13 protein-coding genes are annotated in these 14,572 nt (G+C 56.1%); 7 read left to right on the forward strand and 6 right to left on the reverse strand.

The window, feature by feature from the left end; all coding sequences use genetic code 11:
• Positions 1 to 258 precede the first annotated feature (258 nt).
• Genes kdpE through kdpF form a run of 6 tightly spaced genes read right to left on the reverse strand, consistent with a single transcriptional unit; the run spans position 259 to position 8,044 of the window.
• Positions 259 to 936, reverse strand: coding sequence for a two-component system response regulator KdpE (gene kdpE / locus ACS603_RS19415; RefSeq protein WP_014069360.1), 678 nt, complete (start codon positions 934 to 936; stop codon positions 259 to 261).
• Positions 933 to 3,620, reverse strand: a complete 2,688-nt coding sequence (gene kdpD / locus ACS603_RS19420) for a two-component system sensor histidine kinase KdpD (RefSeq protein WP_474944744.1) — start codon at positions 3,618 to 3,620, stop codon at positions 933 to 935. The genes kdpE and kdpD overlap by 4 nt, the downstream gene beginning before the upstream one ends.
• Complete coding sequence (gene kdpC, locus ACS603_RS19425) at positions 3,621 to 4,196, reverse strand: potassium-transporting ATPase subunit KdpC (RefSeq protein WP_182060045.1); 576 nt, start codon at positions 4,194 to 4,196, stop codon at positions 3,621 to 3,623.
• Positions 4,197 to 4,208: 12 nt separating this feature from the next.
• Positions 4,209 to 6,257: a potassium-transporting ATPase subunit KdpB gene (kdpB, locus tag ACS603_RS19430; protein WP_182060046.1), complete on the reverse strand. Its 2,049-nt coding sequence runs from the start codon at positions 6,255 to 6,257 to the stop codon at positions 4,209 to 4,211.
• Between the two features lie 18 nt (positions 6,258 to 6,275).
• Positions 6,276 to 7,955: a potassium-transporting ATPase subunit KdpA gene (gene kdpA / locus ACS603_RS19435; RefSeq protein ID WP_182060047.1), complete on the reverse strand. Its 1,680-nt coding sequence runs from the start codon at positions 7,953 to 7,955 to the stop codon at positions 6,276 to 6,278.
• A complete protein-coding gene (gene kdpF / locus ACS603_RS19440) occupies positions 7,955 to 8,044 on the reverse strand; it encodes a K(+)-transporting ATPase subunit F (RefSeq protein ID WP_014069365.1) in 90 nt (29 codons plus the stop codon). Before kdpF ends, kdpA begins: the two co-directional genes overlap by 1 nt.
• Before the next feature lie 335 nt (positions 8,045 to 8,379).
• On the opposite strand from kdpF, the gene ACS603_RS19445 reads away from it, so the two are divergent.
• The 7 genes from ACS603_RS19445 (at position 8,380) to nei (ending at position 14,490) form a co-directional block, all read left to right on the forward strand.
• Positions 8,380 to 8,586 carry a YbfA family protein gene (locus ACS603_RS19445; protein WP_013097552.1) on the forward strand — a complete coding sequence of 69 codons (207 nt, stop codon included), beginning with the start codon at positions 8,380 to 8,382 and terminating at the stop codon, positions 8,584 to 8,586.
• 602 nt (positions 8,587 to 9,188) lie between these two features.
• A complete protein-coding gene (gene phrB / locus ACS603_RS19450; protein ID WP_182060048.1) occupies positions 9,189 to 10,601 on the forward strand; it encodes a deoxyribodipyrimidine photo-lyase in 1,413 nt (470 codons plus the stop codon).
• Positions 10,602 to 10,611: 10 nt separating this feature from the next.
• Complete coding sequence (locus tag ACS603_RS19455; protein WP_474944754.1) at positions 10,612 to 11,355, forward strand: type 2 GTP cyclohydrolase I; 744 nt, start codon at positions 10,612 to 10,614, stop codon at positions 11,353 to 11,355.
• A 14-nt stretch (positions 11,356 to 11,369) separates the two neighbouring features.
• Positions 11,370 to 12,026: a 5-oxoprolinase subunit PxpB gene (gene pxpB, locus ACS603_RS19460; RefSeq protein WP_182060050.1), complete on the forward strand. Its 657-nt coding sequence runs from the start codon at positions 11,370 to 11,372 to the stop codon at positions 12,024 to 12,026.
• The gene (gene pxpC, locus ACS603_RS19465) at positions 12,020 to 12,952 is read left to right on the forward strand and encodes a 5-oxoprolinase subunit PxpC (protein WP_474944745.1); all 933 of its coding nucleotides are present in this window, start codon (positions 12,020 to 12,022) and stop codon (positions 12,950 to 12,952) included. Before pxpB ends, pxpC begins: the two co-directional genes overlap by 7 nt.
• A complete protein-coding gene (gene pxpA, locus ACS603_RS19470) occupies positions 12,939 to 13,676 on the forward strand; it encodes a 5-oxoprolinase subunit PxpA (protein ID WP_474944746.1) in 738 nt (245 codons plus the stop codon). Before pxpC ends, pxpA begins: the two co-directional genes overlap by 14 nt.
• A 22-nt stretch (positions 13,677 to 13,698) precedes the next feature.
• Complete coding sequence (nei, locus tag ACS603_RS19475; RefSeq protein ID WP_474944747.1) at positions 13,699 to 14,490, forward strand: endonuclease VIII; 792 nt, start codon at positions 13,699 to 13,701, stop codon at positions 14,488 to 14,490.
• The last annotated feature ends 82 nt before the right edge of the window (positions 14,491 to 14,572 follow it).

Genomic DNA, 14,572 nt, shown 5'->3' on the forward strand with positions numbered 1-14,572 from the left:
ATTGAAAGCATGGTCATTCTATCCAGGAAAGGGCGACAAACCGTGAAGGAGATCAACAATAATCGATCAGATCAGAAATAAATATTCTATTTTATTGAATATCGCAGATCAAAATGCTGTTTTGTATGATTAATGTTAATATTCTGTTTTTATATTGTTTTGATTGGCTAAAAATAAGCCGTAAATAACGGCTTTGTTATTTTCTAATATATACATAGGGTGTTATTTATTTTAATTAAAATCGAAATGAATAACTATTCAAATCATGAACCGATAACCGATACCGGTTTCAGTTAATAAATGACGAGGACGCGCGGGGTCGACTTCGAGTTTCTGGCGAAGGTGTCCCATATATATGCGTAAATAGTGACTATGCTCAACAGCGTTTGGTCCCCAGACCTGATTTAACAGCTGACGCTGGGTGAGGACCTTACCATGGTTGTTGAGCAAAACGGCGAGCAGACGAAATTCAATCGGGGTGAGGTGGATCTCCTCTTCACCGCGCTGGATGCGCCGTGAAGCTAAATCGACCTGAATGTCGGAAAAGGTGTACACCGGCTCTGAAGGCGTTGTGGCACTGTGTCGGCGCAGCGCCACGCGTAGCCGGGCCTGAAGCTCGCCAATCCCAAAGGGCTTGATCAGATAGTCGTCAGCACCGGCATCGAGTGCCGCAATTTTATCTGTCTCTTCGGTACGGGCCGAGAGCACCAGAATGGGCATCTGACTCCACTGGCGCACTTCGCGGATGAAATCGATGCCATCGCCATCCGGCAGCCCCAGATCGAGAATGACCAGGTCCGGCTTGCGGGTTGCGGCCTCGATCAGGCCGCGCTGAAGCGTCCCCGCGTCATGAACGCGCAGGCCGTCTCCTTCCAGCGCGGCGCGCAGAAAACGGCTAATCGCGAGTTCATCTTCAACAATCAGGACGTTAATCACAAATCCTCTGGCAATTCATCAAGTTCTGGCGGGGGATCAAGAGGAAGTGTAACACAGAAATGCGCGCCACCTTCCGGGCGGTTCGCCGCTGAAATGGTTCCCCCGTGCACATCGATAATGGCCTGGCAGATAGCCAGCCCAAGCCCGACCCCCGGAATGGCAGACTCCTTATTTCCGCGCGCGAACTTCTCAAAAATGGCGTGCTCCTGCCCGGCAGGGATGCCAGGACCAGTATCCCAGACCTCGAGCTGCAAGGTATGTGCTTCTACCGTTGCGTTAATGCCAATACGGGCTTTCTGCCCCGCATATTTGGCGGCATTTTCCAGCAGGTTGATCAGCACCCGTTCGAACAGCGGCCCGTCAACGTGGATGAGCGTCAGCGGTTCTGGCAGGTTCAGCTCAATATGCCGACCGCCCATTCCGGGCTCGAGCATTTTTAAGGCGCTGCCAACCACTTCCTCGAGCGTCAGCCACTCTTTTTTGAGGTTAAAACCGCCGGACTGAATACGTGCCATATCCAGCAAATTATTCACCAGACGGGTGGTATTGAGTACATGCTGGCGTATTTCGCTGGCCTGCAAGGCGTGGCTGGAGCCTTCCGCCGCCAGGTCAAGCGTCAGGATCTCTGACTGACCAAACAGCACGGTGAGCGGGGTACGCAGGTCGTGTGAAAGCGCTGCAAGCAGGGAGTTACGAATGCTCTCGCGCTCGCTGGCAAGCCTTGCCTGTTCTTCGCTGCTGGTGAGGGCCAGACGTTCAAGCGCACTGGCAACCAGCAGGGTAAATGTCTCCAGCAGGCGTTGCTGCTCGGGGATCATCAGTTGGCGCAGGTTGGTAGGTTCGACAATCACCAGCCCATGATTTTTGTCGGCACTGCGCAACGGCAGGATCTGGTAAGGCACGCCTGGCAACGTATCGGTCCCGGCGCCGGCGGGCAAACCTTTATCAAAACTCCAGCGAGCAATGGCTTCATCCCAGGGTGTCATCCCGGTGGCTGACGTCAGCGGGCGCAACACACCATGCTCGTTTGGTAACAAAATCAGGTTACTGGCGTGAAACGTGGAGCGAATAAACTGCTCGCTGGTCTGGACGATATCCAGAGGCGTGCGGCCCACTGCCAGGGATTTGGACATCTCGTACAGATGGCGAGTGCGCTGTTCGCGATAGCGGGCAATCCGCGCCTGATAGCGAACACCCGCGGTCAGATTCCCGATAACCAGCCCCACGGTCAGCATCACGCCAAACGTCAGGATGTACTGCACATCCGAAACTGCCAGCGTGCCACGTGGGGCGATAAAGAACAGATCGAAGCTCACCACGTTGATAACCGTTGCCAGGACCGAAGGCCAGCGACCGTAGAAAAGCGCCACCACAACCACGCCCAACAGGTAAATCATCACCAGATTAGCGGCGTCAAAGGCGATCAGCCACTGGCTGGCAATGAGGGTTATCAGGGTGCAAAGTACAACGGCAACAAGGCAGCCGCGGATTTGAATACGCCATTTATCACTAAATGCCCGGGCATCCGGCAGGCGGCCTGGCAGGGGAGAGGGCTTGTCATCGAGTGCCACAATCACCAGATCCAGATCGGGTGCGCGTCGGGCCAGCTTATCGGCAAAAGATTCGCGGCTAAACCAGCGTCGATGCTGACGGCGACCAATAACGATTTTGCCGAGATTGTGTTCTCGCGCGTAGCGCAGAATGGCTTTGTCTTCCACCGGGTCGGAGAGGGTGGCGGTTTCAGCGCCAAGCTCCTGGGCAAGCCGGAGCGAGCCAAGGATCGCCCGGCGCTGGTTTTCCGGCAGCGCATGAAGACGAGGGGTTTCGACATACACCGCGTGCCAGACGCTGCCAAATTTTGCCGCCAGCCGGGCGGCAGTACGGATAAGCTTTTCGTTGCCACTGCCGTGATCAATGCACAGCAGAATGGCATCCCGCGTGTGCCAGACGCGCTCTTGTCCTTGCAGATCACGCCAGGCGCGCATCTGATCGTCAACGCGGTCGGCCGTGCGGCGCAGGGCCAGCTCGCGAAGGGCAATCAGGTTGCCCTTGCGAAAGAAATGCTCAATGGCGCGTTCGGCCTGGCCTGCGATATACACTTTACCTTCGTGCAGACGCTGGCGCAGATCGTCGGGGGGAAGGTCAACCAGCACGACTTCATCGGCGGAGTCGAAGAACGGATCCGGCACAGTCTCCCGCACCTGAATACCGGTGACACCGCTGACTACGTCGTTCAGGCTCTCCAGATGCTGGACGTTCACGGTCGTAAAAACGTCGATGCCCGCTTCCAGAAGCTCTTCGACATCCTGCCAGCGTTTAGGGTGGCGTGAGCCTGGCGCATTGCTGTGCGCCAGTTCGTCCATCAGGATAAGCGCCGGACGGCGGGCGAGGGCGGCGTCCAGATCGAACTCAGTGACCAGCCGCCCGCGGTGGCTGATACGGCGGGGCGGTTGCGCGGCAAGCCCGGCCAGCAGCGACGCTGTCTCTTTGCGCCCGTGTGTTTCAACGACGCCGATAAGAATGTCGAGCCCTTGCGCCCGTAACCGCTGTGCTTCAGTGAGCATGGCAAAGGTTTTCCCGACGCCCGCGCAGGCGCCGAAAAAGATTTTCAGTTTGCCGCGATGGGCTTCAGCAGTCTGTTCGAGCAGCCTGTCCGGGTCCGGGCGAATGGGCTCGTCGGTCATTTAGTTTTTCCTTAGCGCGTCCAGCGCCAGATTCAGCTCAACAATGTTCACGACTGGCATCCCGATGAAACTGACCAGCGGTTTCTGCGTATGCTCAGCAACCAGCTGGCTGACCTGTTCGGTGGTCAGCTGGCGGGCGGTAGCCACACGCGGAATTTGCCATGCGACCGATGCCGGCGTCAGGCTGTAATCCAGCCCGCTGGCGGAGGCGGTCACCAGCTCGACAGGCACCTCGCGGCTGGCCTGCGGATTAGCTGCACGCAGTGCGGCAACGCGTTCTGCAATCGCATGGTCAAGCTCCGGGTTGCTGCCGGCCAGATTACTGCCACCGGAGGCCATCGGATTATACGGGCTTTCAGCCGTGGCGGAAGGGCGGCCCTGGAAGTAGCGGGCATCCGTAAAGTTCTGGCCAATAAGGCGCGAACCACGGGTTTCTCCATCCTGCATAATCAGCGAGCCGTTCGCCTGATCGGTAAACCACCACTGGCCCAGCGCGGTGGTCACCAGCGGGTATAGCCCGCCGGTAATCAGCGATAACAGAATAAACAGAAGTATAGCGGGGCGTAACATTGTCATTTGATTCACCTTTTAAACCAGCCCGAACAGGGTCAACAGCATGTCGATAACCTTGATGCCAACGAAAGGAACGACCAGCCCACCCAGCCCGTAAATCCACAGATTACGGCGCAGCATGGCGGCTGCAGTCAGCGGCTTGTAGCTCACGCCTTTCAGCGCCAGCGGGATCAGGAAGACGATGATCAGGGCGTTAAAAATCACCGCGCTGAGAATGGCCGAAGCCGGGGAGTGCAGATGCATGACGTTCAGCGCATTCAACTGCGGATAGGTTGCCGCAAACGCCGCCGGGATAATGGCAAAATACTTCGCCACATCGTTGGCAATACTGAAGGTGGTAAGCGAACCACGGGTCATCAGCATCTGTTTACCGATGTGAACCACCTCAATCAGCTTGGTCGGGTTAGAATCGAGGTCGACCATGTTGCCCGCCTCTTTCGCCGCCTGCGTCCCGGAGTTCATCGCAACCGCAACATCGGCCTGCGCCAGCGCTGGCGCATCGTTAGTGCCATCACCCGTCATCGCCACCAGGCGACCTTCAGCCTGATACTGGCGGATCAGCGCCAGTTTGGCTTCCGGTGTGGCTTCTGACAGAAAATCATCCACGCCTGCTTCTGCGGCGATCGCGGCGGCGGTAAGACGGTTATCCCCGGTGATCATCACCGTTTTGATCCCCATCTTGCGTAGCTGGGCAAAACGCTCTTTGATGCCGCCTTTGACAATATCTTTCAGCGCAATAACGCCCAGCACATGCGACCCCTCAGACACCACCAGTGGAGTGGCTCCCTGACGGGCAACGCTGTCTACCAGTTTGTCCACTTCTGGCGGGAAATGGCCGTTGTTAGCTTCGATATGGCGACGAATGGCGTCGACGGAGCCTTTGCGGATCATCCGGTCCTGGATGTTAATCCCGCTCATACGGGTTTGGGCGGTGAACGGCACAAAGGTGGCATGCAGACTCTGCACATCGCGCTGACGCAGGTTAAAACGCTGCTTAGCCAGAATAACGATACTGCGGCCTTCCGGTGTTTCATCGGCCAGCGACGAAAGCTGCGCGGCGTCAGCCAGCGTTTTTTCATTTACGCCAGGTGCGGGCAAGAATTCCGACGCCTGACGGTTACCGAGGGTGATTGTCCCGGTTTTATCCAGCAGCAGAACGTCCACATCACCGGCGGCCTCAACGGCACGTCCGCTGGTGGCAATAACGTTCGCGCCCAGCATCCGGCTCATACCGGCCACACCGATAGCTGAAAGCAGCCCGCCGATGGTGGTCGGGATCAGACAGACCAGCAGGGCAACCAGCACAGTAATACTGACCGCGGTACCACCGTAAGCAGAAAACGGCCACAGGGTGGCGGTTGCCAGCAGGAAGACAATGGTCAGTGCAACCAGCAGAATGGTCAGGGCGATTTCGTTTGGCGTTTTACGACGCTGTGCGCCCTCGACCATGGCGATCATCCGGTCCAGGAAAGTTTCACCCGGGTTAACGCTGCACTGGATAACCAGCCAGTCAGAGAGAATACGCGTGCCGCCAGTGACGGAGGCAAAGTCGCCGCCGGATTCACGGATAACCGGGGCGGATTCCCCGGTAATGGCGCTTTCGTCTACCGATGCCCCGCCTTCAATGACTTCGCCATCGCAGGGGATGATGTCCCCGGCTTCAACCAGCACCACATCCCCTTTACGCAGCTCATCCGCCGGGACGTGATCCATCTGCGCGCCATGTTTTGGCTCGCGCAATTTGCGGGCAAACGCGGTCTTTTTTACCCCTTTCAGGCTGTTGGCCTGCGCTTTACTGCGGCCTTCCGCCAGGGCTTCGGCAAAGTTGGCGAACAACACGGTGAACCACAGCCAAAGGCTGATAGCCCCGGTAAACAGCGCATTTCCCACCAGATGACCAGTTCCCATCGCCACTGCCAGTGCCGTGGTGAGCAGGCTGCCAACCCAGACGATAAACATCACCGGGTTATGCCACTGAACGCGCGGGCTTAATTTTTTCACCGCATCCATTAGCGCCTGGCGAACTAAAGACGGTTCAAGCAGGGCCAGTTGTTTACGACTCATGACAAATTCTCCGCAAAATCAGCGTAAAGAGAGATATTCCGCGACCGGGCCTAACGCGAGGGCGGGGATAAAGGTCAGGGCACCGACCAGCAACACGGTGCCAATCAGCAGTCCAGTGAATAGCGCGCCGTGGGTTGGTAACGTACCGCTGGTGGTCGGTTGGATTTTTTTACTCACCAGCGAACCGGCAATGGCCAGCACGGGGACGATGACGCCAAAACGGCCGACAAACATGCAAAACGCCAGCAGACAGTTCCAGAACGGGGAGTTAGCGCTCAGGCCTGCAAAGGCGCTGCCGTTGTTGTTGGCGGCAGACGAGACGGCATAAAGCACTTCACTAAACCCGTGAATGCCCGGGTTGAAGATGCCGCTGCGTCCCGCTTCGGTCATCAACGCCAGCGCAGTGCCCAGCAGCACAAGTGCCGGAGTGACCAGGATAGCCAGTGCAGTGAGCTTCATTTCACGCACGTCGATTTTTTTACCCAGGTATTCCGGGGTGCGACCAATCATCAACCCGGCGATAAACACCGCCAGCAGAACAAACAGCAACATGCCGTACAGCCCGGAGCCTACGCCGCCAAACACCACTTCACCGATTTGCATCAGCCACAGTGGGATCATGCCGCCCAGTGCCGTAAAGGAGTCGTGCATCGCGTTGACCGCACCACACGAGGCCGCTGTGGTGACAACCGCGTAAAGGCTGCTCGCCAGAATGCCAAAGCGACTCTCTTTTCCTTCCATATTGATATTGCTGCTGGCGCCCAGCTGCATGAAGTGGCTGTTGCCATTCCATTCGGCCCACATCACCAGCGCTGCGCAAATCACGAAGATAAGGGACATCGCCCAGAGCAGGGTGCGGCCCTGGCGGCGATCGTTAACCACATCGCCAAACGCAAAGCACAGCGCGGCAGGGATCAGGAAGATCGCCAGCATTTGTACGCAGTTCGTCAGCGCCGTTGGGTTTTCAAACGGATGAGACGAGTTAGCATTGAAGAACCCGCCCCCGTTGGTGCCGAGCATTTTTATGGCCTCTTGCGAGGCAACCGGCCCCATTGGCAAAAGCTGTTTTGCCCCTTCAAGCGAGGTATAGCTTGTGTAGGGAAGCAGGTTTTGCAGCGTGCCTTGCTGAATAAAGAACAGGGCAATAATGAGGGCAATTGGAAGCAGCACCCACAGGATGATACGTGTCAGATCGACCCAGGCGTTACCCAACGTACCGACATTCTGACGCGCAAATGCTCGCGTCAGGGCGAAGATCACCGCAATGCCGCTGGCCGCAGAGAGGAAGTTCTGCACTGTTAAGCCAGCCATCTGGCTGAAGTAGCTCAGGGTGGTTTCACCGGCATAGGACTGCCAGTTGGTATTGCTGACGAAGCTGACCGCCGTGTTCAACGCCAGATGCCAGGACAGGCCCGGCAACTGCTGCGGGTTCAGCGGTAAAATGCCCTGAAGCATCAACATCGCGAACAGCGCAACCAGGCCGACAATGTTGAGCAGCAGGATAGCCATCAGATACTGGCACCAGTTCATCTCCTGGTCGCGTATTCCCAGTACGCGCCAGAGCCCTTTTTCAACGCTGCCAGCAACGGGCAGCGCCACGTTGTTTATCATCCTCGCAAGCAGGGTTCCCAGTGGTCTTGCAAGCAAGAACAGCACCAGTAAAAAGCTGGCAATAAGCAAAAACGCCTGAGCAGCCATCAGAATGCCTCCGCATTAATCAGGGCATAAACCAGATAACCCAATAACAGGAACACCAGCACGATGCCGGCAATCAGACCTGCACTCACAACCCACCTCCGGGTGACATTTATATTTGTTCTAAAGATAGGATTTACAGCGCAAAGATTTCGCAAAAATCAGGAGGGGGGATGTAAAAAAAGTATAAAAATGGAAAATCCACAATTTAACTGTTGATAAGTAAATCGTTAACTTTTTTGTAACTTAGTTACGGCGAGAGTGTAAATATTCACTAAATGGATGAAAATAAGTGGTCGGATGAGTAGTAAAATTACAAACAAAGCGATATTATTTTAGCCAGGTCACAGATTTTGAATTTTCCGGATGATGTTTCCGGCCAACTATAGGCCGGATGATGTTTCCGGCCAACTATAGGGGAGAAAATATGGATCTGTATAAAGAGTATCCGGCTCATATCGTTTTCATGCGACGCGCTTTCGCCGTAGTGGCTGGCGTGCTGGCACTGCCGGTCATGCTTTTCTGGAAAGACCGCGCACGTTTTTATAGCTATCTGCACCGCGTCTGGGCGAAAACCAGCGAAAAGCCGGTGTGGATGGATCAGGCCGAAAAAGCGACCTGCGATTTCTACTAATACTAAGATTACACACAGCAATAAAAAAACCGCCAACAGCAATGTGGCGGTTTTTTTATCCCTCTGGATTCGCGGTCCGTTGGGTGGTCTTGCAGCCCCTACCCGGGATTTTCATCATACCCTACTGTAAACAGATGGCAATCCCTCTAAACCTTTATAAAATCCTAATTTTATTCGAATAATTTACCTTTGCTGGTGATGTTATTTATGATGCAGCGTCCCTTTCCGCCATCTCGCACATGGGCATCGGTCCAGGGAAAGGTGTTTTTACAGCCGTAAAGCAGCCCACCTACCCGGGCTTGTGTCCACCGACTTATCACCGGTGGTGAACGGTGGAGCGGTTAGCAGCAGGGACCGCATAATGAAACGCTATATATGCATTGCGTTCATTGTCGCCAGCGTACTCGTTGTTAAGCGTGATGAACCGACCAGGTTTGTTGCATTGACCACGATAGCGCAGGACAAGTAGCGTTAAGGCCGCCTCGGGCGGCCTTTTTTATTTCATCACGTCTACACTTCATGGCAAAGTACCGTAAAAGGCCGCCGCTTTTTCCTTTGGTGGCGTGCCCTTACGGACATAATGGATATTTGCCTGGAGTTTTATGCCCACCCATCTGGTTTGGTTTCGCGCCGATTTACGCGTACATGACAATCTCGCCCTCGCGGCGGCCTGCCGCGATAAGCACGCACGCGTGCTGGCGCTGTTTATCGCTACCCCCGGTCAGTGGCAACAGCATGATGTGGCACCCCGACAAGCGGCATACCTTCGCTCGCATCTGAATCATCTGCAACATGCGCTTGCCGAAAAAGGCATTCCGCTGATTTATAAAGAGGTGAGTGACTTTGCTGCGCAGCAAGCCGCGGTAATGGAAATCTGTCAGCAGCACGACGTTACGCACCTTTTTTACAACTATCAGTACGAGTTCAACGAGCAGCAGCGGGATCGTCAGCTGGAAAACATCGCAGAAGAGGTTGTATGCCAGGGATTTGATGACAGCGTGATGCTGCCCCCCGGCAGCGTGATGACCGGCAATCATGAGATGTATAAAGTCTTTACGCCGTTCAAAAATGCGTTTATCAAGCGTCTGAAAGAGGGATTACCCGAGTGCGTTGCTGCGCCGGCCATCAGAGGTGAAGCCTTAACAGATTTGCCTGAACTCGCATTTAACTACCCGCAGGCAGCGTTTAACGACGCCCATTTTCCGGCATCGGAAAAAGAGGCTATCGCGCAACTGCGCCACTTCTGTAAACAGGGCGCGGCAGATTACGAAGCGCGTCGGGATTTCCCCGCCATTGAAGGCACCAGTCGTCTGTCAGCCTGTTTAGCCCTGGGCGTGCTGTCACCGCGTCAGTGTTTGCATCGCCTGCTGGCGGAACAGCCGCGTACGCTTGACGGTGGGCCAGGTTCAGTGTGGCTCAACGAACTTATCTGGCGCGAGTTTTACCGCCATCTGATGACGTATCATCCTGCTTTATGCAAACATCGGCCATTCATCCGCTGGACGGATAACGTCAAATGGCAGCACAACGATGAGCGCCTTCAGGCCTGGCAGAAGGGGGCAACGGGTTACCCGATTGTCGATGCTGCCATGCGCCAGCTCAATGAAACGGGATGGATGCATAACCGTCTGCGGATGATTACCGCCAGCTTCCTGGTGAAAGATCTGCTTATCGACTGGCGCGCCGGGGAGCGGTATTTTATTTCTCAGCTTATTGATGGCGATCTGGCCGCGAACAACGGCGGATGGCAGTGGGCAGCGTCCACCGGAACCGATGCAGCTCCCTATTTCAGGATTTTTAACCCTACAACGCAGGGGCAAAAATTTGATGCTGACGGTGAGTTTATCCGCCACTGGTTGCCCGCGCTTAAGGACGTTCCCGCTAAAGCGATCCACGACCCGTGGGCATGGGCGGATAAACAGGGCATAAGGCTCGATTATCCCCGTCCCGTAGTTGACCATAAACAGGCGCGAGTCGCCACGCTGGCGGCGTACGAAGCCGCTCGCAAAGCTTAAGAGAGTGATGATGAAAAACACTGAACTGGAAAGCCTGATTAACGAAAAACTCAACACCGCCTCTTTCAGCGACTACGGGCCAAACGGTCTGCAGGTTGAAGGGCGCGAAACGGTGCAGAAAATTATCACCGGTGTGACGGCAAGCCAGGCGCTGCTGGATGAGGCCGTGCGTCAGGAAGCGGATGCAATCATCGTTCATCATGGCTATTTCTGGAAAAATGAATCCCCGATTATTCGTGGCATGAAGCGCAACCGGCTGAAAACGCTGCTGGCCAATGACATCAACCTGTATGGTTATCACCTGCCGCTGGATGCCCATCCTGAGCTGGGTAACAACGTACAGCTGGCGCAGCTGTTGGGCATTACCGTCATGGGTGAAGTTGAGCCGCTGGTGCCGTGGGGTGAGCTGGCCATGCCGGTCCCAGGGCTGGAGCTGGCTTCCTGGATTGAAGCCCGGCTTGGCCGCCGCCCGCTATGGTGCGGTGATACCGGGCCAGATACGGTTAAACGCATTGCCTGGTGCACGGGCGGCGGTCAGGGCTTTATCGACAGCGCGGCGCGTTTCGGTGTGGATGCATTCATCACCGGAGAAGTCTCTGAACAAACCGTTCACTCCGCACGTGAACAAGGGCTGCATTTTTACGCGGCCGGGCATCACGCAACAGAGCGCGGCGGCATTCGCGCACTCAGCGAGTGGCTGACGGAAAATACCGATCTGGAAGTGACGTTTGTGGATATCCCTAATCCTGCCTGATGAGAGGTGTTTAAGTGCAGCGAGCGCGTTGTTATCTTCTGGGTGAAACGGCAGTGGTTCTGGAGCTTGAGCCTCCGGTGACACTTGCCACGCAAAAGCGTATCTGGCGGCTGACGCAGCGCCTGGCGGATGTACCGGAAGTGGTGGAAGCCATTCCGGGTATGAACAACATCACCGTTGTGCTACGTAATCCGCATACTCTGGCGCTGGACGCCATTGAGCGTTTGCAGTGCTGGTGGGAAGAGAGTGACGCGCTGGAGCCAGAATCCCGGTCGATTGAGATCCCGGTCGTTTATGGCGGTAAGGGTGGCCCGGATTTATCTGTTGTGGCACAGCACTGCGGGTTAACAGAAAAACAGGTTGTCGAACTGCACGCCTCGGTGAACTACGTGGTCTGGTTTTTAGGATTCCAGCCTGGCTTCCCCTATCTGGGCGGTTTATCACCCGAGCTGCATACGCCGCGTCGGGCTGAACCGCGCCTGAGCGTCCCGGCGGGGACCGTGGCTATCGGAGGGGAGCAAACCGGCATCTACCCGCTTGCCTCACCCGGTGGCTGGCAACTGATCGGACACACCTCTGCACCGTTATTTGAACCCGGGAAGGATGCGCCAATACTCCTTCGCCCTGGGGATACCCTGCGCTTTGTCCCGCAGAAGGAGGGGATATGTTAACGCTTATTCGCGCAGGACTTTATTCCTCGGTTCAGGATGCCGGCCGGTTTGGCCTGCGCCAGTCGGGCGTCAGCTATTGTGGCGCGCTCGACCGGCCGGCACTTGAAATTGCCAACCTGTTGGTGGGCAACCCTGGCAATACGGCGGCGCTGGAAATCACTCTTGGTCAGTGTGTATTGGAATTTAGCCAGGAAACCTGGTTTGCCCTGACCGGTGCAGGTTGCGATGCAACGCTTGATGGCAAAGCGGTGTGGACGGGCTGGCGGCTGCGGGCGAAAGCGGGCCAGCGATTGGTGCTCAAACGCCCGTTACACGGCGTACGCAGCTACCTTGCGGTTGCCGGGGGTATCGATGTGCCGGAAGTGATGGGCTCGTCCAGTACCGATGCCAAAGCGGGCATCGGCGGGCATGAAGGGCGCCTGCTTCGCGACGGCGATCGTCTTGCCATTAAGCCATCATCTCGCCACTTCACCACAACCCAGGGGGTGAAACAACTGCTCTGGGGTAACCTGATCCGCGCCTTGCCAGGACCGGAATATCAGGAATTTGACGAGGTTTCTCAGGAGTCATTCTGGCGTTCTCCGTGGCACCTTAGCCCACAAAGTAACCGTATGGGTTATCGCTTGCAGGGGCAGACGCTGACCCGTACGACAGACCGTGAATTGCTGTCCCACGGTTTGTTGCCTGGTGTCATCCAGGTGCCGGGAAACGGTCAACCAATTGTGCTGATGAATGATGCGCAGACAACAGGTGGTTACCCGCGTATTGCCTGTATTATCGATGCCGATCGCTACCATCTGGCGCAAATACCGCTTGGGCAGCCGATCCACTTCATTCAATGCTCGCTGGAAGAGGCGCTGAAAGCGCGTCACGATCAGCAGCGATATCTGGAACAACTGGCGTGGCGACTCGATGGTAAAGATTGATTTAAACGCCGATCTGGGCGAGGGCGGCAGCGCAGATGCCGAACTGATGACGCTGGTCTCTTCGGTCAATATCGCCTGCGGATACCATGCGGGCGATGCGCAAACCATGCTGGCGAGCGTGCGTAGTGCAATTAAAAATGGCGTAGCGATAGGTGCTCATCCTAGCTTCCCCGACAGGGAAAACTTTGGCCGCACGGCAATGGTTTTACCGCCTGAGACTGTTTACGCCCAGACGCTGTACCAGACCGGAGCGCTGGACGCGATTGTCCGCGCCCAGCACGGCGTAATGCGCCACGTGAAGCCGCACGGGATGCTTTACAACATGGCCGCACAGGATCCTGCTCTGGCGGACGCCATTGCCCGTGCCGTGTGGGATCACAATCCGCAGCTGATCCTGGTCGGGCTGGCGGGGAGTGAACTTATTCGCGCCGGTCAGCGCCTGGGGCTGGTCACTCGTCAGGAAGTGTTTGCCGACAGAGGGTATCAGCAGGACGGTAGCCTGGTTCCACGCGGTCAACCAGGAGCGCTTATCACTGATGACGCGCAGGCGCTGGTACAAACACTGGATATGGTGCGCACCGGGCGGGTGAGAACGATTAATGGTGCTCAGGCAAACGTACAGGCTGAAACGGTGTGCTTACACGGTGATGGCGAGCACGCGCTGCTGTTTGCGCGTCGGCTGCGGGCGGCTTTTGCCGAACAGGGGATCCTCGTTCGCGCCTGAATTTTACAATAAGGACTGAAAGATGCCAGAAGGCCCGGAGATCCGCCGCGCGGCGGATAGCCTGGAGGCGGCGATAAAAGGCAAACCCCTGACGAATGTCTGGTTTGCTTTCCCTCAACTTAAGCCGTTTGAAGCACAGCTGCTGGGGCAAACGGTGACCCATATCGAAACGCGGGGCAAAGCACTGCTGACGCACTTTTCCCATAACCTGACGTTATATAGCCATAACCAGCTTTACGGTGTCTGGCGGGTTGTTAATACGGGTGAGTCATTGCAAACCACCCGCGTGTTGCGCGTTAAATTACAAACGGCCGATAAAACCATCCTGCTGTATAGCGCCTCGGATATCGAAATGTTAACACCGGAGCAACTGCTCACTCACCCGTTCCTGCAGCGTGTCGGGCCGGATGTGCTGGATATGCGGCTGACGGCGCGCGATGTTAAAGCCCGGTTGTTATCGCCCACCTTCCGCAACCGGCAGTTTTCGGGGCTGTTGCTCGATCAGGCGTTTCTGGCAGGTTTAGGCAATTACCTTCGCGTAGAAATTCTGTGGGTGGTAGGGTTGGCAGCACAACATAAAGCGTCGCAGCTGAATGATGCACAACTCGATGCGTTATCCCATGCGCTGCTGGATATTCCGCGCCTGTCTTACAACACGCGTGGCATGGTGGATGACAACAAGCACCACGGGGCGCTGTTCCGCTTTAAGGTGTTTCATCGCGATGGTGAACCCTGCGAGCGGTGTGGCGGGGTGATTGAGAAGACAACGCTCTCTTCAAGACCGTTTTACTGGTGTCCTGGGTGCCAGATGTAAAAAAGCAAAACGGTAACCCAGAGGTTACCGTTTTTAATGTTTGTTCCCTCTCCACGTGGGAGAGGGTTAGGGTGAGGGCATC

Source organism: Enterobacter sp. Li2LvB3, assembly GCF_056156645.1.